At 63.1% G+C, this 18825-nt stretch carries 17 protein-coding genes; 6 read left to right on the forward strand and 11 right to left on the reverse strand.

Translation table 11 applies throughout. The features are described from left to right. Positions 1-19: 19 nt before the first annotated feature. From KI612_RS03225 to KI612_RS03265, 9 genes are all read right to left on the reverse strand, one after another. On the reverse strand, positions 20-1204 hold the full coding sequence (locus KI612_RS03225) for a phosphoglycerate kinase (RefSeq protein ID WP_226442401.1): 1185 nt from the start codon (positions 1202-1204) through the stop codon (positions 20-22). A gap of 19 nt (positions 1205-1223) precedes the next feature. Then, the gene (locus tag KI612_RS03230; RefSeq protein WP_226442402.1) at positions 1224-2264 is read right to left on the reverse strand and encodes a type I glyceraldehyde-3-phosphate dehydrogenase; all 1041 of its coding nucleotides are present in this window, start codon (positions 2262-2264) and stop codon (positions 1224-1226) included. A 23-nt stretch (positions 2265-2287) separates the two neighbouring features. Beyond that, a complete protein-coding gene (locus KI612_RS03235; protein WP_226442403.1) occupies positions 2288-2704 on the reverse strand; it encodes a hypothetical protein in 417 nt (138 codons plus the stop codon). A 72-nt stretch (positions 2705-2776) separates the two neighbouring features. Beyond that, entirely contained in the window at positions 2777-3805 is a 1029-nt protein-coding gene (gap, locus tag KI612_RS03240) for a type I glyceraldehyde-3-phosphate dehydrogenase (protein ID WP_226442404.1), read from the reverse strand. Between the two features lie 25 nt (positions 3806-3830). Next, entirely contained in the window at positions 3831-5837 is a 2007-nt protein-coding gene (gene tkt, locus KI612_RS03245; RefSeq protein WP_226442405.1) for a transketolase, read from the reverse strand. 116 nt (positions 5838-5953) lie between these two features. Further along, positions 5954-6652 carry a hypothetical protein gene (locus KI612_RS03250; protein WP_226442406.1) on the reverse strand — a complete coding sequence of 233 codons (699 nt, stop codon included), beginning with the start codon at positions 6650-6652 and terminating at the stop codon, positions 5954-5956. Positions 6653-6696: 44 nt separating this feature from the next. Continuing rightward, the gene (locus tag KI612_RS03255; RefSeq protein ID WP_226442407.1) at positions 6697-7710 is read right to left on the reverse strand and encodes a class 1 fructose-bisphosphatase; all 1014 of its coding nucleotides are present in this window, start codon (positions 7708-7710) and stop codon (positions 6697-6699) included. A 34-nt stretch (positions 7711-7744) separates the two neighbouring features. Further along, positions 7745-10159 (reverse strand): EAL domain-containing protein, encoded by a 2415-nt coding sequence (locus tag KI612_RS03260; RefSeq protein ID WP_226442408.1) that lies wholly within the window; start codon positions 10157-10159, stop codon positions 7745-7747. 143 nt (positions 10160-10302) lie between these two features. Next, positions 10303-10860 carry a thioredoxin family protein gene (locus KI612_RS03265; RefSeq protein WP_226442409.1) on the reverse strand — a complete coding sequence of 186 codons (558 nt, stop codon included), beginning with the start codon at positions 10858-10860 and terminating at the stop codon, positions 10303-10305. 41 nt (positions 10861-10901) lie between these two features. Between KI612_RS03265 and KI612_RS03270 the strand changes: the two genes are divergently transcribed. From KI612_RS03270 to KI612_RS03290, 5 genes are all read left to right on the forward strand, one after another. Continuing rightward, a complete protein-coding gene (locus KI612_RS03270; RefSeq protein ID WP_226442410.1) occupies positions 10902-11636 on the forward strand; it encodes a 16S rRNA (uracil(1498)-N(3))-methyltransferase in 735 nt (244 codons plus the stop codon). A 58-nt stretch (positions 11637-11694) separates the two neighbouring features. Further along, positions 11695-13203 (forward strand): polyphosphate:AMP phosphotransferase, encoded by a 1509-nt coding sequence (gene pap, locus KI612_RS03275; protein ID WP_226442411.1) that lies wholly within the window; start codon positions 11695-11697, stop codon positions 13201-13203. Beyond that, positions 13200-14519, forward strand: coding sequence for an amino-acid N-acetyltransferase (gene argA, locus KI612_RS03280; protein ID WP_226442412.1), 1320 nt, complete (start codon positions 13200-13202; stop codon positions 14517-14519). The genes pap and argA overlap by 4 nt, the downstream gene beginning before the upstream one ends. A gap of 13 nt (positions 14520-14532) precedes the next feature. Then, the gene (locus KI612_RS03285) at positions 14533-15789 is read left to right on the forward strand and encodes a voltage-gated chloride channel family protein (protein ID WP_226442413.1); all 1257 of its coding nucleotides are present in this window, start codon (positions 14533-14535) and stop codon (positions 15787-15789) included. Between the two features lie 68 nt (positions 15790-15857). Beyond that, positions 15858-16130 carry an oxidative damage protection protein gene (locus KI612_RS03290; protein WP_226442414.1) on the forward strand — a complete coding sequence of 91 codons (273 nt, stop codon included), beginning with the start codon at positions 15858-15860 and terminating at the stop codon, positions 16128-16130. 60 nt (positions 16131-16190) lie between these two features. On the opposite strand, the gene KI612_RS03295 is transcribed toward KI612_RS03290, so the two are convergent. Beyond that, positions 16191-16361: a hypothetical protein gene (locus KI612_RS03295; RefSeq protein WP_226442415.1), complete on the reverse strand. Its 171-nt coding sequence runs from the start codon at positions 16359-16361 to the stop codon at positions 16191-16193. A 146-nt stretch (positions 16362-16507) separates the two neighbouring features. On the opposite strand from KI612_RS03295, the gene KI612_RS03300 reads away from it, so the two are divergent. Further along, positions 16508-18532, forward strand: coding sequence for a methyl-accepting chemotaxis protein (locus KI612_RS03300; protein WP_226442416.1), 2025 nt, complete (start codon positions 16508-16510; stop codon positions 18530-18532). 57 nt (positions 18533-18589) lie between these two features. Here the strand turns inward: KI612_RS03300 and KI612_RS03305 are convergent, their stop codons facing one another. Then, positions 18590-18823 (reverse strand): hypothetical protein, encoded by a 234-nt coding sequence (locus KI612_RS03305; protein ID WP_226442417.1) that lies wholly within the window; start codon positions 18821-18823, stop codon positions 18590-18592. Positions 18824-18825: the final 2 nt, after the last annotated feature.

Raw genomic sequence — 18825 nt, forward strand, 5'->3', positions numbered from 1 at the left:
GGCAACTAAATCCTCGATCCTAGCCAGCAGCTCGTTCTTCGAGAATGGCAATCGCCGGCAGGGTCTTGCCCTCCAGGAATTCCAGGAAGGCGCCGCCGCCGGTCGAGATGTAGCCGACGTCGTCGGCAATGTGGAACTTGGCGATGGCGGCCAGCGTGTCACCGCCGCCGGCGATGGAGAAAGCTTCGGAGTGGGCGATGGCCGAGGCCATCATCTTGGTGCCGCCGGCGAACTGCGGCAGTTCGAAGACGCCGACCGGGCCGTTCCAGACGATGGTGCCGGCGTTGGCGATGATCTGCGACAGCATGGCGGCGGTCTTCGGGCCGACGTCGAGGATGCGGTCATGGACATGCACGTCGTCGACCGAGATCTTGTTGGCGCGGGCCAGGGCGGAGACTTCGTCGGCAACGACGACGTCGACCGGCAGCGGCACTTCGGCGCCGCGTTCCTTCATGATGTCCATGATGGCGTGGGCTTCCTTGACCAGATCGGCTTCGGCCAGCGAGTCGCCGATGCGCTTGCCGGAGGCGAGCAGGAAGGTGTTGGCGATGCCGCCGCCGACGATCAGCTGGTCGACCTTGCTGGCCAGCGACTTGAGGATGGTCAGCTTGCTGGAAACCTTGGAGCCGCCGACGATGGCGACCAGCGGGCGCTTCGGTTCGTGCAGGGCCTTGGTCAGGGCGTCGATTTCGGCGCCCATCAGGATACCGGCGCAGGCGACCGGCGCGTATTTGGCGATGCCGTGCGTGGTGGCTTCGGCGCGGTGCGCGGTGCCGAAGGCGTCATTGACGTAGACGTCGCACAGCTTGGCCATCTTCTGGGCCAGTTCGTCGTTGTTCTTCTTTTCGCCCTTGTTGACGCGGCAGTTTTCGAGCAGGACGACTTCGCCCGGCTTGACTTCGAAATCGCCATCGACCCAGTTCTGGATCAGGCGGACCGAGGTGTGCAGCATCTGGCCGAGGCGCACGGCAACCGGCATCAGGCTGTCTTCGTGATTCAGCTCGCCTTCGGTCGGACGGCCGAGGTGGGAGGTCACCATGACGGCGGCGCCCTTTTCCAGGCAGTACTTGATCGACGGCAGCGAGGCACGGATGCGGGTGTCTTCGGTGATGTTGCCGGCTTCGTCCTGCGGTACGTTCAAGTCGGCGCGGATGAAGACGCGCTTGCCGGAAACGTCGAGGTCGGTGAGTTTGATAACGTTCATGGATATCTCCTGATTTGGCTTAAGTAGTGGATTCTTGCGTCCAGTGCTGTGACCAGTGGTCGGCCACTTCGAGCATGCGGTTGGCGAAGCCCCATTCGTTGTCGAACCAGACAAAGAGGTTGAGCAGGCGCGGCCCGGCGGTGCGCGTCTGGCTGCCGTCGACGACGGCCGAATGGGGGTCGTGATTGAAATCGATCGAAGCGTGGGCGGCTTCGGAATAGGCGACCAGCTTGTGCAGCGGGCCGGTGGCTGCGTTGGCCAGCAGCGCATTGATCTCGGCGGCGGAAACGTCGCGCCGGGTGGTCAGGGTGAGGTCGATCGCCGAGACATTCAGCGTCGGGACGCGGATCGCCTTGGCGTGTACGCGCCCGGCCAGTTGCGGCAGGAGGCGCTCGATGCCGCGCGCCAGACCGGTCGAGACCGGGATGATGGACTGCATCGCCGAGCGCGTGCGGCGCAGGTCGGTGTGGTGATAGCCGTCGATCAGCGGCTGGTCGTTCATCACCGAGTGCAGCGTGCTGAGCATGGCCTGTTCGATGCCGATTTCGCGGTCGAGCAGGTCGAGGATGGGGACGATGGCGTTGGTCGTGCACGACGCAGCCGAGACCAGGCGCTCGTCGCCGCGCAGGCTGGCGTGGTTGATGCCGTTGACGATGGTGGCATCGACATCGCTGCCGGACAGGCCGGGATGCGAGAGGAGCAGGCGCGGGCAGCCGGCATCGAGAAAACGGCTTAATTCGGCACGTCGACCGTAGCAGCCCGATGACTCGATCAGCAGGTCGATGCCGAGTTCCTGCCAGGCGACATCTTCCGGCTTGCGGGCATGGCTGACCGCGAGCGGGCGGCCATCAATCAGCAGCTGGTCGCCGGCAACCTCGACCTGGCCGGGAAAGCGGCCGTGCGTCGAGTCGAAGCGGGTCAGGTAGGCCATGCTGTCGAGGTCGGCCGGTTCGTTGATGGCGACGACCTGGAGATTGTGTGCAACCGGTGATTCAAGCAGTGCGCGCAGAAAACAGCGACCGATCCGGCCGTAGCCGTTGATGGCGAGACGTAGAGGCATGTCGGGTCGGTCGTTTTCCTGGATTATTTCGGCTGTTCGCCGGTGGCTTCGGGGTTGTATTCGATATAGGTCAGGTCGAGCGGGGTGCTGCCCTTGCAGATGCGGAAGGGGTACATGCTGACGCTGGCGTTGAAGTCGAGCTTGCCCATGCCCTTGAACCAGGCTTCGGCATGGCCGCGGTCGTCACCGAAATAGAACGGGATGTTCTGCTTGCCTGTGCACCAACTGGATTCGCTGGTCGGCTTGCCGACGATGGCGATGACTTCGTCGTACTTCATGCCGATTTTCAGTTTGCCGAAGGGATGGTCGGCCGGCGGATTGCCGACGATGACCGGTTCAGTCGTGCCCTCGGCAGCAGCCGGTTCTGCCAGCGCCGGGGTCGCCAGACAGGCGGCGCTGGCAATCAGGGTGACAAAGGCAAGGCGGTTGGCTTTAAGCATCTTGATTCTCCTGAAGTGGTCGGCGGTTGAAACAAAAGGGGCCTTGCGGCCCCTTTTGCGAAACGAACGGTCTTACTTGGCGTTGATCCAGGCACGTGCGGCATCGAGCATGCGGCAGGAATAGCCCCACTCGTTGTCGTACCAGGCGAGGACCTTGACCAGTACGGAACCGTCTTCGCCCTTGATGACGCGGGTCTGCGTGGCATCGAAGGTGGAGGAAACGGTGGTGTGGTTGAAGTCGCTCGACACCAGCGGTTCGTTGTTGACGTCGAGGATGCCCTTCATCGGACCGTTCGCGGCGGCCGTCATCAAGGCGTTGATTTCTTCCTTGGTGGTGGCGCGGTCGGCGGTGAAGGTCAGGTCGACCAGCGAGACATTGATGGTCGGGACGCGCAGCGCAAAGCCATCGACCTTGCCGACCAGTTGCGGCAGCACCAGGCCGACGGCCTTGGCGGCGCCGGTCTTGGTCGGGATGATGTTGGCAGCAGCGGCACGGGCGCGACGCAGGTCCTTGTGGCGGACGTCCACGGTCACCTGGTCGTTGGTGTAGGCGTGGATGGTGGTCATCAGGCCTTGCTTGATGCCGATGTTGTCGGACAGCACCTTGGCAACCGGGGCCAGGCAGTTGGTCGTGCACGAAGCGTTGGAGACGACGGTCATGTCGGCCTTCAGCACGTTTTCGTTAACGCCGACGACGATGGTGGTATCGACGTCATCACCGCCCGGGGCGGAGATCAGGACGCGCTTGGCACCCTGGTCGAGCAGGGCCTGGGCCTTGGCCTTGGTGGTGTAGGCACCGGTGCATTCGAGCAGGACGTCGACGCCGTGGCTTGCCCAATTGACGCCCTTCGGGTCCTTGGTCGAGTAGAAGGCGATCTTCTTGCCGTCGATGATGATGCAGTTTTCGCCTTCGGTTTCAACGCTGGTGCGGAAACGGCCGTGCGTGGTGTCGTACTTCAACAGGTGGGCGTTGGTCGTCAGATCGCCGGAGGCGTTGATGGCGACGACTTCGAATTCATTCTGCAAACCCTGTTCGTAGATGGCGCGCAGCGTACAGCGACCGATACGACCAAAACCGTTGATAGCAACCTTGATAGCCATGAGTGAGTTTCTCCTCTTTATTGAATCAGGACAGCAGTGCCTTGGCCGTCGAAACGACGTTGGCAACCGTAAAACCGAACATTTCGAACAGTTGACCGGCGGGCGCGGATTCGCCGAAGCGGTCGATACCGATCACGGCGCCGTGCAGGCCGACGTATTTGCGCCAGAAGTCCGGATGTGCCGCTTCAATGGCAATGCGCTTCTTGCAGGTGCCGAGCACGGCGGCCTTGTAGTCGGCGCTCTGGCGGTCGAAGACGTTGGTGCAGGGCATCGAGACGACGCGGGCAGCAATGCCTTCGGCCTTGAGCGCAGCCTGGGCGTCGAGTGCCAGCTTGATTTCGGAGCCGGTCGCGATCAGCGTCAGCTGTGCTTCGCCATCGGCTTCGGCGAGCACGTAGCCACCCTTGCGGATGTCTTCGTCGGCGATGTTCTGCGTCACGGTCGGGAGGTTCTGGCGCGACAGGGCGAGCAGACTCGGGCCGTCGGCACGGTCGACCGCTGCGGTCCAGGCGATGGCCGTTTCGGTCGCGTCGGCCGGGCGCCAGACATCCAGGTTCGGGATGATGCGCATCGACGGGATGTGCTCGACCGGCTGGTGGGTCGGGCCGTCTTCGCCGAGGCCGATGGAGTCATGGGTATAGACCATGATCTGGCGCTGCTTCATCAGCGCCGCCATGCGGATGGCGTTGCGGGCATAGTCGGAGAAGACCAGGAAGGTCGCGGTGTAGGGGATCAGGCCGCCGTGCAGGGAAATGCCGTTGGCGATCGCCGTCATGGCGAATTCGCGCACGCCGTAGTAGCAGTAGTTGCCGCCTTCGGTGCGGGTTACGCCCTTGCTGCCCTTGACGAAGGTCAGGTTGGAGCCGGCCAGGTCGGCCGAGCCGCCGAAGATTTCCGGCACGGCCGGGACCAGCGCGGCGATGGCGTTCTGCGAGGCCTTGCGGGTGGCAATGTTCTCGGCTTTTTCACGGCAGGCGGCGAGGTAGGCCGCCTTGGTCGCTTCCCAGGAGGCCGGCAGTTGGCGCTGCATGACGCGCCGTTCGAATTCGGCGGCTTCGGCCGGGAAGGCGGCCTGGTAGGCCTTGAAGCGGTTCGTCCAGTTTTCTTCGAAGGCGGCGCCGGCTGGCTTGCGATTCCAGGCGGCGTAAATGTCGGCCGGGATTTCGAAGGCCGGATGGTTCCAGCCGATGTAGGCGCGGGCAGCGGCAATTTCATCCTTGCCGAGCGGCGCACCGTGACAGTCGTGCGAGCCCTGCTTGTTCGGCGAGCCGGCACCGATCGTGGTCTTGCAGCAGATCAGGCTGGGCTTGTCGGTGACTGCCTTGGCGGCGAGCAGGGCGCGTTCGATGGCGTCGCTGTCGTGGCCATCGACATTGGCAATGACATGCCAGCCATAGGCTTCGAAGCGGCCCGGCGTGTTGTCGGTGAACCAGCCTTCGACGTGGCCGTCGATCGAGATGCCGTTATCGTCCCAGAAGGCAATCAGCTTGCCCAGGCCGAGCGTGCCGGCGAGCGAACAGGCTTCGTGCGAAATGCCTTCCATCAGGCAGCCGTCGCCCATGAAGGCGTAGGTGTGGTGATTGACGATCTCGTGGCCGGGCTTGTTGAACTCGGCGGCCAGCACCTTTTCCGCCAGCGCGAAGCCGACGGCGTTGGTGATGCCCTGGCCGAGCGGGCCGGTCGTCGTTTCAACGCCGGGCGTGTAGCCGTATTCCGGGTGGCCCGGGGTTCTGGCGTGCAACTGGCGGAAATTCTTCAGGTCATCGATCGAAAGATCGTAGCCGGTCAGGTGCAGCAGGGCGTAGATCAGCATCGAGCCGTGGCCGTTGGAGAGCACGAAACGGTCGCGGTCGGGCCACTGCGGGTTGGCCGGGTTGTGGCGCAGGTGACGCCGCCAGAGCACTTCGGCAATTTCCGCCATGCCCATCGGGGCGCCCGGATGGCCTGAATTGGCCTGCTGCACGGCATCCATGGCCAGAGCGCGGATGGCGCCGGTCAGGGGAGAAAACTTGGGGAGATTGCTGACGCTCATGATCCGGAAATCCAGCCTGCTGAAAAGCTGAAATTATCCGGGAAAAGGCCCTCTTTGGGTAGGGCGATGTTGCCTTCCGGCGGCTAAAAAGCCCGCCGGAATGGCTTCTCTGCTACTTATTGCATCTTCGGGTCGTAATTGATCATCATCAGGACGCCCTGGCCGCCACCCATGCCGCCCCCGGTATAGGCGACACTGCCCTGTCCCGCGTAAACCGCCTCGTAGCGGTGGCTGTCGGTTCCGAAATAGAAGGGTATCCAGGCCTTGGCGGTGACGTAGCCGCGGATGTTCGAAGTGACGCCGAGAATGCGCTCGACTTCGGACTGGTGCATGCCGATCTGCAATTTGGCCCACTTGCTGTTGGGCGGAATGTTGCCGTACACCTCGCCCTCGAAGGTGCCGTCACGCGATTTCATGATGCGCGGCTTGCCGGCTTCGGTCGGTTTGGCTGCTTCGGCTGGTTTGGCTGCTTCCTTGGCCGGGGCGGCTGCGGGGGCTGCCGCAGGTGCCGGTGCCGGAGCAGGTTCGGCGGCCTTGGCTGGCGCGCTTGCTGTCTTCGGCTTGGCTGGTTCGCAATCGGTGTTTGCCGTTTCACCCTTTTTCGCGGCTTTTGTCTTGCTCGTTGCCTTGGTCGTTTTTTTCTTGCCGGTCGCTTCGGGCGGGCATTCCGGCTTGGCGGCTACCGGTGCGGCGGCTGGAGCTGGTGCGGCGGCCACCGGTGCTGGTGTTTCGGCTTCGGGCTTCTTTTCGTTGCTGACGCAGCCGGCCGCGAAGGCGGTTGCGGCAATGACTAGGGCGAGAGTACGCGGATGCATTGCAGGATTCCTTTACAGGTAAGGGTGATGCAATTTACATGAATTCAGGCGCTGTGGTAGCCGCTGACCCGGTCGACTTCGTTTTTCGAGCCCAAAATGACCGGCACGCGCTGATGCAGGTGCGTCGGCGTGATGTCGAGAATGCGCTGGCGACCGGTGGTCGCGGCGCCGCCCGCCTGTTCGACCAGGAGCGCCATCGGGTTGGCCTCGTACATCAGGCGCAGCTTGCCGCCCTTGTCCTGCATCTTGCTGTCGAGCGGATACATGAAGATGCCGCCGCGCGTCATGATGCGATGCACGTCGGCGACCATCGAGGCAACCCAGCGCATGTTGTAGTCCTTGCCGAGCGGGCCTTCCTTGCCGGCCACCATTTCGTCGACGTAGCGCTTGACCGGGGCTTCCCAGAAACGCTGGTTCGACATGTTGATGGCGAATTCCTTGGTGTCAGCCGGAATCTGCACGTTTTCCTGGGTCAGCACGAAGCTGCCCTGCTCGCGGTCGAGCGTGAATACGGCGACGCCGTCGCCAACAGTCAGTACGAGCAGCGTGGTCGGGCCATAAACGGCATAGCCGGCGGCAACCTGTGCCGTGCCGGGTTGCAGGAAAGCGGCTTCGGCGGCTGCCGGCGTGCTCAGGTCAGCACCTTCCGGGCACTTGAGTACGGAGAAGATGGTGCCGATCGAGACATTGACGTCGATGTTGGAGGAGCCGTCGAGCGGGTCGAAGGTGAGCAGGTATTCGCCCTTGGGGAAGCGGTGCGGCACCAGATGTGGCAGGTCCATTTCCTCGGAGGCCATGGCGGCGAGGTGGCCGCCCCATTCGTTGGCGTCGAGCAGGATGTCGTTGGACAGGACGTCGAGTTTCTTCTGCGCTTCGCCCTGTACGTTGTCGCTGCCGGCTTCGCCGAGAACGCCACCGAGGCTGCCCTTGCCGATGGCGACCGAAATGGCCTGGCAGGCGCGCGAGACGATTTCGATCAGGAATTTGAGATCGGCGGTGATGACGCCCTTGTTGCGCTGTTCCTCGGTGAGGTAGCGTGCCAGCGTGCGCTGAACCATGTTGACTCCCTGCTGCAATGACAAAGGCGCGATTTTACTCCGGGTGCTGCCTTGCGTGCAGAAAGGCGAAGGCCGCTGCACTGTCGAGCGGCTTGCTGAAGAAGTAGCCCTGGACCTCGTCGCAGGTATTGCTGCGCAACAGTTCCAGCTGGTCTTCGGTTTCGACGCCTTCGGCGATGACATTGAGGCCGAGCGAGTGCGCCAGGGCGATGGTGCCGAAGGCGATGGCACGATCGTTGAGGTCGGTTTCGATGTCGGCGACGAAGGAGCGGTCGATCTTCAGATGGTCGATCGGGAAGAGTTTGAGATAGGCCAGCGAGGAATAGCCGGTGCCGAAGTCATCGATGGCCAGCGAGACGCCCATGCGGCCGAGGCGCTGCAGGATCTGGATGGCTTCGTCCGGATTTTCCATCACCGAACTTTCGGTGATTTCGAGCTCCAGCAATTCGGGCGGCAGGCCTGAATCGGCGAGGGCGCCGGCCACTGTCTCGCAAAAGTCGCGGCGCCGCAGCTGGCGGGCCGAGACGTTGACGGCAATGCGGATCGGACCGAGTCCGTCATCAAGCCACTGCTTCATCGTGCGGCAGGCATTGAGTAATACCCACTCGCCGATTTCGACAATGATCCCGGTTTCTTCGGCGACCGGAATGAAGCGTACCGGCGAGATCATGCCATCGCTCGGGTGATGCCAGCGGACCAGCGCTTCGACGCCGGTCGGGCGCGAGCCATCGGCCCTGAACTGCGGCTGGAAGCAGAGCGCCAGCTCGTTGCGGGCAATCGCATGGCGCAGCTTGCGTTCGATGTCGAGGCGTTCGGCCGAGGCGAGATTCATGTCGGCCGCGAAGAACTGGTAGTTGTTTCGCCCGGTCGCCTTGGCGTGATACATCGCCGTATCGGCGTTTTTCAGGATGGTGTCGCCGTCCGGTCCGTCGTTCGGGAAGATGCTGATGCCGATTGACGGACTGGTGTGCAGTTCGTGGCCTTCGGCGTGGATCTGGGTGGACAGTGCCGCGATGATCTTGCCGGCCACCAGTGCGGCATCGGAAGGGGTGGAAATGCCGGGCAGGATGACGACGAATTCGTCTCCGCCCAGACGGGCGACGAAATCGGTTTCGCGCACGACATTGGACAGGCGGCAGGCCACTTCACGCAACAGGTCGTCACCGACCTGGTGGCCGAGCGTGTCGTTGATGATCTTGAAGCGGTCGAGGTCGAGGAACATGATCGCCACCTGCCATTCGTGGCGGCGCGCTTCGGGCAGCAGCTGGGCGAGGCGCATGAGCAGGGCAAGGCGATTGGGCAGGCCGGTCAGCGCATCGTGCTGCGCGATGTGGCGCATGCGTTCTTCGGCTTCGCGGCGTTCGGTGATGTCGGCAAGAATCCAGATGTAATGAGCTGGCTGGCCGCTTTGCGGATCATCTACCCGGCTGACCCGGATACCGGCCGGAAACGGTTCGCCGGATTTCGGGGTGAGTTCCAGTTCGCCATACCATGAGCCGCCGCTGTTCAGCTTTTCCTGAAAGGATGCCGGCGTCAGCGCCTGGCTTGCGGCGATCAGGGAAAAAACCGTCTTGCCGAGCAGTTCCAGCGGCTCGTAACCCGTCATCAGTGTGGTGGCCGGGTTGGTCGACAGAATGTGGTGCGCTTCGTCGGTGAAGATGATGCCGGTTGGTGTGTGATTGAACACCTTCTGGGCCAGTTCTTCGCGTTCCGCACTGGCGCGGCGTTCCGAGATGTCGGTGTAAATGGTGACCAGGCCGCCGTCGGCCAGCGGCACGCCGCGGATGTCGAGGGTCGTGCCATTCGGGCGGGTACGCTCGAAATGGTGTGCCTGGTGTTTCTGGCTGCGCGCCAGCATCTGGCTGACCATGCTTTCGGTGTCGCCATCTCCGTATTCTCCGCGTTCGGCATTGAAGCGGAAAATCTTTTCCAGCGTCACCGGGCTGTCTTCGAACAGGGACTCCGGCAGGTCAAGCAGACGCAGGAAGGCCTGATTGTGGAGGGCCAGTTCCTGGTCCTTGTTGAACAGGCTGAGCGCGCTCGGGACATTCTCGATGACCGATTCGAGCAGACGGTGCTGGTGCCGCAGTTCGTTTTCGGCGGCCTTGCGTTCGGTGATGTCGGTGTAGGTGGTGACGAAGCCGGCCAGTTCGCCCTCGATGAACAGCGGTTCCCCCTGAACGAGATGAGTACGGCCGCTCGGGCGCAGGCGCTCAAAGCAGTGGGCCTCGAATTTGAGCGCCTTGGCGGTGATCCGGGTCACCTGTTCTTCGATATCGCCGGGGCCGTATTCGCCGCGGCCAGCCGTAATCCGGATCAGTTCGGAAAAGGGGACGCCGTCGTACACTGCTTCCGGTGGCAGATCGAGCACCTCTAGAAAGCCGCGATTCCAGACGCGCAGACGCAGGTTTTCGTCAAAAACGCTGATGCCTTGCGGCATGCTGGCCATGACTCCTTCCAGATAGGCGTGCCGGCGACTGGGATCGCTAGCAACGCTGGCAGTAGGCTGAGTGGTCGGGGTGCGGTCCACGCGGAGATGGCTTCTGGATAAAGGATGATCATAGCCGAAGGCGTTTCGGCCTTCCAGCGACTTCAGTCAGCTCGCCATTTGATCGAACAGCCGATCGAAGCCCGCTGTTCCAGCGGTCCTCGGCCGGTTTGAGCAATATTTCGCATGGCCTCGAACAGTTCGCGGCGGGCGTCGCCAGGTCCTGGCGTACGCTCCGAGGCGTCGAGGCGGCCGCGGTATTGCAACTCGAGTTTGCCGTTGTAGCCGAAAAAGTCCGGCGTGCACACGGCGCCGTAGGCACGGGCAATCTCCTGCCCGGCGTCAACCAGGTAAGGGAAGGGAAAATCCAGTTCGCTTGCCCAGTGCTGCATGTTTGCCGGCGAATCTTCGGGATAGGCGGCAAAGTCGTTGCTCATGATCGCGACGCAGCCGATGCCTTCGCCGGCCAGCTCACGGCAGTCGCGCACCAGGCGATCAATGATCGCCTTGACGTAGGGGCAGTGGTTGCAGATGAACATCACCAGCAGGCCGTTCGGGCCGCGACAGCTGGCCAGTGTGTGCTGCCGGCTATCTGTGCCGGGCAGGTCGAAGTCGATTGCCGGCCGGCCGAAATCACACACCGGCGGATGCAAAGCAGCCATGATTGCGCTCCAGAAGCCTATTTTCGCCCATAATAGCACCGATGAATCTACCCCGTTTTTACTGCCGCGAAGCCCTCTCGCCGGGGGCGCACATTGATCTGCCCGAGCCGGTGGCTCGTCATGCCGTGCGTGTCTTGCGTCTGCCGCCGGGCGCTTCCGTCGTTCTGTTCGACGGGCGTGGCGGGCAATACGAAGCCTGCATCGAGCGCATCGAAAAAAACCGCGTCGTTGCCTCGCTCGGTGCCTGGCAGGATGTCGAGTGCGAGTCGAAACTTGCGGTGACGCTGATCCAGGCGGTGCAGTCCGGCGACAAGATGGATTTCACCATCCAGAAGGCGGTTGAACTGGGCGTCGGCAGTATCGTGCCGGTCGATAGTCGGCGCAGCGTCACCAAGCTGGTTGGCGAGCGTGCCGGCAAGCGCGTCGCGCACTGGCAGGGGGTTGCAGCATCGGCTTGCGAGCAATGCGGGCGCAACCAGGTGCCGCTGGTGGCGCCGCTGGAAAAACTCGAAAACTGGCTGGCCCGGCCGGCCGGTGAAGGCTTGCGCCTGATCCTGGCGCCGGATGCCGAGTTTGCGCTGGCTGATCTGCCGCCGGCGACCCATGTCCAGATGCTGATCGGCGCCGAGGGGGGCCTTGATCCGCAGGAAATCGTTGCGGCAAGACAGGCCGGCTTCCAGCCGGTTCGCCTGGGGCCGCGCGTGTTGCGCACGGAAACGGCGGCGCTGGCAGCGTTGGCAGCAATGCAGGCTTTGTGGGGTGATTTCAAGGGTTAGGTCAGGCGTGATCTTGTGTCACGCATGATCTGTAAAGTAAAAACAAGGGAGAGAGCAAATGTTCGAATCGGCAGAACTGGGTCACAAGATCGACAAGGCGACGTTCAAGAAAGAGGTGCCGAAACTGCGCGCCGAATTGCTCGACGTGCAGTACGACATGTTGCAGAAGAAGGAATTCCCGGTTGTCATCCTGATCAGCGGTGTCGACGGCAGCGGCAAGGGCGAGACCATCAACCTGCTGTATTCCTGGATGGACCCGCGTCACATTTCGACCCTGGCCTTTGCCGCGCCGAGCGACGAGGAGGTCTCCCGCCCCTACATGTGGCGCTACTGGCGTGCCCTGCCGCCCAAGGGCAAGGTCGGCATCTTTGCCGGCTCCTGGTATTCGCAGCCGATTACCGACCGCATCACCGGCAAGATGCGGCGTTCCGAAATGGACGAGCAGCTCGACGACATCAACCGCTTCGAAGCCATGCTGGTCAATGAAGGGGCGCTGGTCCTCAAGTTCTGGTTCCATCTCTCCAAGGATGGCCAGAAGACGCGCCTGAAGGCGTTGGAAAAGAATCCGCATACTGCCTGGCGCGTCACCAAGGAAAGCTACGACCGCCTGAAGACCTACGACAAGCTGCAAGCAGTCGCTGGCCACGTCCTGCGTGTTTCCAATACTGCACATGCGCCGTGGATCATCGTCGAGGGGACCGATGACGAATACCGCTCGCTGACCGTCGGCCGCATCGTGCTCGAAGCCATGAAGCGCCGCCTGCAACAGGAAGGCCGGCAGCAGGTGCCGGTGGCACCGCCGATCGTGCATGCCATTGATCAGAAGAACGTCCTCTCCGAGCTCAATCTGACGCAGAAGCTGGAAAAGAAGGATTACGAGGCGCAGCTGGCCAAGTACCAGTCGCGCCTGTCGGAACTGGTGCGCGATCCGCGCTTTGTCGGTAAACGCTCGCTGGTGCTCGTTTTTGAAGGCTCGGACGCGGCCGGCAAGGGTGGCACCATCCGCCGCATCGGCGCTGCGATGGACGCCCGGCAATACCAGATCGTGCCGATTGCCGCGCCGACCGAGGAAGAACGGGCGCAACCGTATCTGTGGCGTTTCTGGCGGCATCTGCCGCGCCTGGGCCGGGCGGCGATCTTCGATCGCTCCTGGTATGGCCGCGTGCTCGTCGAGCGGGTCGAAGGTTTCTGTACCGAGGCCGACTGGCTGCGCGCTTACGCCGAAATCAACGATTTCGAGCACCAGATGGTCGATGCCGGCGCCATCGTCGTCAAATTCTGGCTGCAGATCAGTGCCGACGAGCAGTTGCGCCGCTTCAAGGAGCGCCAGGACACCGAGTTCAAGCGCTTCAAGATCACCGACGAGGACTGGCGCAACCGCGAGAAATGGGACGACTACGTGTCCGCCGTCTGCGACATGGTGGACCGGACCTCGACCGGTCTGGCACCGTGGACGCTGGTCGAGGCCAACGACAAGAACTTTGCCCGGGTCAAGGTGTTGAAGACCCTGTGCGAGCGCATCGAAAATGCGCTCAAGGACGACAACGGAAAATACAGCGAGAAATGAGCGAAACCCCTTACGACGAGCACTTCGTCTCCTGGTTCCGGGCGGTCACGCCCTACATCAACGCCTTTCGCGGCAAGACCTTCGTTATTGCCTTCGGTGGCAAGGCGGTGGCCAGCGAGTTCGCCAAGACGCTGGCCTACGACGTCAATCTGCTGGTCAGCCTGGGCATCCGCCTGGTGCTGGTGCATGGGGCGCGGCCGCAGATCGAGGAAGAACTGGCGGAAAAGAATCTCGAGTCGATCTATCACCGCGGCTACCGGGTGACCGATGCGGCGGCGCTCGATTGCGTGCTCGACGCAGTGGGCAGCGTCTATCTCGAAATCGAGGCGATGCTGTCGCAGGGCTTGCCGAACACGCCAATGGCGAACAGCCGGATCCGCGTCATCGGGGGGAATTTCATCACCGGCCAGCCGATCGGCGTGCTCGACGGGATCGACATGCAGTACGCCGGCAAGGTGCGCAAGGTCGACGCCGAGGGCATCAACGCCCAGTTGGGACTCGGCAACATCGTGCTGCTCAATTGCGAAGGGCCGTCGCCGACCGGCGAGATCTTCAACCTGCAGATGGAAGAAGCGGCCGAAGCCGTGGCCGTTGCGATCCGCGCCGACAAGCTGGTCTATCTGACCGACAGTCGTGGTGCGACGGATCAGGCCGGCGAGTTGATCGACGCGATGACCGCCGACGAGGTCGCCGAGCTGCTCAGCGGTGGCGAATGGCTGTCGCCCGACATCCGCCGCTATCTGCCCTGCGCCGTGCGCGCGACGCGGACCGGCGTCGGCCGGGTGCATCTGATCAGTTACGAGCAGGATGGGGCGCTGCTGCGCGAGTTGTTCACGCACGATGGCGTCGGTACCGTGGTCACTCGCGAATCGCTGGAGAACATCCGCGAAGCCAAACCGGACGACATTGCCGCCCTGATCGCGCTGATCGAGCCGATGGAAGAAGAAGGCATCCTGGTGCATCGGCCGCGCGAACTGCTGGAGCGCGAAATCGAGCATTTCTCGATCATGCTGCACGACGGCATCATCGTCGGCTGCGCGGCGCTTTACCGCCACTCCGACGAAGAGGCCGAGCTGGCCTGCCTGGCGGTCAGCCCGGAACATCGCGAATGGGGGTACGGCGAGCAGTTGATGACGCGCATCGAAAAGCGCGCCAAGAAGCTCGGCATCAAGCGCCTGCTGGTGCTGACGACACGTACCGAGCACTGGTTCGTCGAGCGCGGTTTCAAGCTGGGCAATGTCGACGACCTGCCGGCCAAGAAGCGTGACATGTACAACTATCAGCGGCGCTCCAAGGTGCTGTTCAAGACGCTTTGACGATGGGGCGCGCATGACCGAGCCGAGCCGTCCGGAAGCGCTCGCCCTGCTCGCTTATCTCGGCAAGTGGATTCTGCTGGCGCTTGCCGTTGCTGCGCTGGCCGGTTCGGCTTCGGCCTTTTTCCTGTTCGCACTGGACTGGGCCACCGCGACGCGCAGCGCGCACCGCTGGCTGATCTGGGGCCTGCCGTTCGCCGGCTTTGGCGTCGGCTGGCTCTACCTGAAATTCGGTCAACGGGTCGAGGCCGGCAATAATCTGCTGATCGACGAAATCCACGATCCGAAGAGCGTCGTGCCCCTACGCATGGCGCCGCTGATCCTCGGTGGCACGGTCATCTCGCATTTGTTCGGCGCCTCGGTCGGGCGGGAAGGCACCGCCGTCCAGATGGGCGGGGCGCTGGCCGATCAACTGACCCACCTGTTCAGGCTGCGCCATGATGATCGCCGCATCATCCTGATGGCCGGGATCAGTGCCGGTTTTGCCTCGGTGTTCGGGACGCCGCTGGCGGGGGCGATTTTCGGCCTGGAAGTGCTGTCGGTTGGCCGGCTGCGCTACGACGCCATCCTGCCCTGCATGGTGGCGGCCATCGTGGCTGATCAGATCGGCTTGCTCTGGGGCGTGCAGCATACCCATTACGTGATTTCCTCGATTCCCCATCTGTCGGCCTGGGCCCTGGCCGCCATGGTGATTTCGGGGGCGATTTTCGGGTTGACCGGCAAGGCGTTTGCCGAGGCTACGCACGCCCTGGGCGGCTGGATGAAACAGCGCATCGCTTACGCACCGCTGCGTCCGCTCGCCGGCGGCGTGGTGCTGGCCTGCATCGTCTGGTTCCTGGGCGCTGAGCGCTATATCGGCCTGGGCATTCCGACCATCATCGAAGCTTTCGAGCAGCCCCTGCCGGCCTATGACTTTGCCGCCAAGATGTTGCTCACCGTGGCTTCGCTGGGCAGTGGCTTCAAGGGCGGCGAGGTGACGCCGCTGTTCTATATCGGCGCGACCCTGGGCAATGCGCTGGCGCCCGTGCTTGACCTGCCCTTTCCGCTGCTCGCCGGGGTCGGCTTCGTCGCCGTATTTGCCGGGGCGGCAAATACCCCGATCGCCTCGACGCTGATGGCGATGGAGATATTCGGGGCGGAAATCGGTGTTTATGCCGGTATTGCCTGCGTCGTCAGTTTCCTGTTCTCCGGGCATAGCGGCATTTACCGGGCGCAACGCCGGAGCCATGCCAAGCACCGGCAAGCCCCAGCGGAAACCCGGCCGGGCGATTAGCCGGCCGGCTGCTTCACAGATCCTGTTCAGACCTTATAATTCGCGCATCAACCCCCACGGAGTTTCACATGGCACGTACCGTCAATTGCATCAAACTTGGTCGCGAGGCCGAAGGCCTGGATTTCCCGCCGTATCCGGGCGCGCTCGGGCAGCGCATTTTCGAGAATGTTTCCAAGGAAGCCTGGCAGCAGTGGATCAAGATGCAGACCATGCTGATCAACGAAAATCGCCTGAACCTGGTCGATGCAAAGCATCGCAAGTACCTGTCGGAACAGGTTGAAAAGCATTTCTTCGGCGATGGCGCCGACCGTATTCAGGGTTACGTGCCGCCGGCTGCCTGAGCCAGTTGCCTGACCGATGTAAAAAATCCCGCTGCGGCGGGATTTTTTTCGGGCTGCTTTTCAGGCGGCCTTGCTTAGCGCAAAAAGCAGCAGGGCACTGCCGGGAATGGCAATGGCTGCCAGGCGGACGCTGATGCGGCGGATGCCTTCGCCGAGTTCGTCAATGAATTGTTCCATGCCGTCGAAGAGTTCGGGAAAGGCGGCAACATCGCTGCGGCAGTTCTTGTCCATGCTGTCCTCCAGAAGTTCGGTTGATGCTGCCTACTATCGCTAGCGAATGTTGCAAGCACATGAAGGTCAGGGGGCGCAGCCTGTCACACAGGCTTAACACGCCTGCCATAGCCTGCGGCCATCGATTTCAAGAATGCGGTGGCCCCTTGCTGAAAAAATGTTTTGCCCTGCTGTTTGGCGGACTGGGTTTTCGCGGTCTTTTCATCCTGATCGGCGCAGTCTCGATGCTGGCGTTTCTGGCTGTCGCCCTGCCGCATCTGCTGTTGCGTCTGGAGAGCATGCAGACGGCCGCAGCGCGGCTGGCCGCGATCTCCCGCGTGGAACCCCTGCACGCGCTGATCGGCGAGCTGCGGCAGCAGCGCTTGCACCTGTTCCTGATCGGGGCGGGTGATACATCATTGAGCATTTCGCCCCCGAAAACGCCGTTGACCGTTGCCGCCGGTTCGCCGGTCGGCGAACGTCTGCCGGCCTTGCTGGCCAGCACGCCGGAGCAAAGCAGCGGCCGCCAGCGTCTGGCGCTCTTTTCCGAGTACCGGGAAGTGCTCGACGGCTTGCAGCAATCCCTGGTCGAGCAGGTCGAGCAGCCGGGTGGTGCTTCCGGCGGACGGGATGTGGCGGCATTGAATGCGGTCTGGCTGGAAGACCTGCCTTTGCTGAGCGAAATGCTGGCGCGGCTTGAGGTGCTGGCCGGTGTTGCCCAGCGCGAAGGATTGGTGGCGGAACGTCTGCGCCCGGAATTGTCGGCGGCAGTCGCGGTTGCCGGGCACGCCCTGGAGCAGCTGAAGAAGCATCTCGCTGCGCTCGATGCCAGCGATCCGGCGTTCGCCGGATTGCTGGAGCAGGCTGCTGATCTGGATAACCGCTTCGCACTGGCCTTGACCGTGGCCAACGGCCTCGCCTTGAGCAATACCGTCTATTCGCTGCCGGAAATCGAGAATGCCCTGAGCCAGCCGCTGGCCGCAGCGAATGCGCTGGCCGGCTTGAGCCAGACGGCGCTGGTTGCTGCGCTCGACGATGAACTGGCGCGCGCCCGCCAGCATCTGCTGGTGACCGTTTTCCTGGTCGTCGGCAGTCTGCTGCTTTCCGGTCTGGGTCTGTACAGCGCCTATCTGCGGCTGGCCGGTAACATCGATCTTCTCGCCAGGGGAGCCAGCCAGCTGGCCACCGGCGATCTGTCGGTGGCGATCGAACTGGAAGGGCGCGACGAACTGCAACGCATTGCCGGCTCCCTGTGTGAAGTGCGGGACGGCATGCGCCGTCTGGTGGGGGAGATTGTCAGCAGTGCGCAGGCGCTGACCAGCGGTTCGCTGACCGTGGCGCAGGCAACTGCCGCTTCGGCCGGGCGCGCCCGGCAGCAGGAGCAGGACACCCGCCAGGTCGTGCAGGCAGTGGCGTCGGTTGGCCAGCAGGTCGGCGAGATTGTCCTGGCCGCCGGCGAAACGGATGGCGTGGCGCGCAATTCCGACCAGCTGGCCAGTTCCGGCATGGCTTCGGTCAGTCTCGCCAAGCATGTGCTTGAGGGCATGAGCAGCGATATTCTCCAGGCGACGGCTTGTCTTGATCGCATGGAAGCCGAGACGAAGCAGGTGGCGACCGTGGTTGCGGTGATCAGTTCGATCGCTGAACAGACCAACCTGCTGGCGCTGAATGCGGCCATCGAGGCCGCGCGCGCCGGGGAGAGTGGTCGCGGCTTCGCCGTCGTCGCCGACGAAGTCAGGAAACTGGCCGAGCGCACGGCACTGAGCACGCGCGAGATTGGCCAGATGATTGATCGCATGCAGGGCATTGCTGGCGAGACGGCGGAGGCGGTACGCACCGCCGCCAGCCATGTCGCACAGAGCAATCAGCAGGCCGGCGAGGCCGAGGCGGCGATGGGCCGGATGCGCGACCAGGCGCGCCTGGTCGAGGCGGCGAGCGCCCGGATCACGCGGGCACTCGGCACGCACAGCGAAGAAACCGGGCGCATTGAACAACTGGTCAAGGGGATTGCGCAGTTGTCGGCAGAAAACGGCGAAGTGCTGGCGGCTGCGTCCGATTCGGCGCGTTTGCTGGAGGTGCTGGCGGGCGATCTGCGTCTGGCGACCGGCAAGTTCCGGCTGACAGAAAATGCCCTGCCGCAGCGGTCGACCGCTGGAAAAGGGCATTTTTCGCTGCAGGCAGCGCTGGCCTGAACGCTTCAGGCGTCTGGATCAGCCGGCAGCGAGTGCCGGCTCGTTCTTCTCAGTCGTTCAAACGCAGCGTTCGGGGCGCAGCAGGCTGAGGCGCTCGGCCGCGTGGCGGGCCGCTTCCCGGTTGATTTCAGTTTGCTGGCGGCCGAAGGCGTCGCGTTCCTTGGGCTTGCAGGCCGCCGCTTCGATGCTGCGGATGCAGCGCCAGCGGTCGCCAAGCTTGGTCGGGAAGAGACGCATTTGATCCTTGGGGTGGTGTACCCGGCAACAGTAGCAGAACAGCATTTCCGTCATCG

The organism is Quatrionicoccus australiensis (assembly GCF_020510525.1).
Classification (GTDB): domain Bacteria; phylum Pseudomonadota; class Gammaproteobacteria; order Burkholderiales; family Rhodocyclaceae; genus Azonexus; species Azonexus australiensis_B.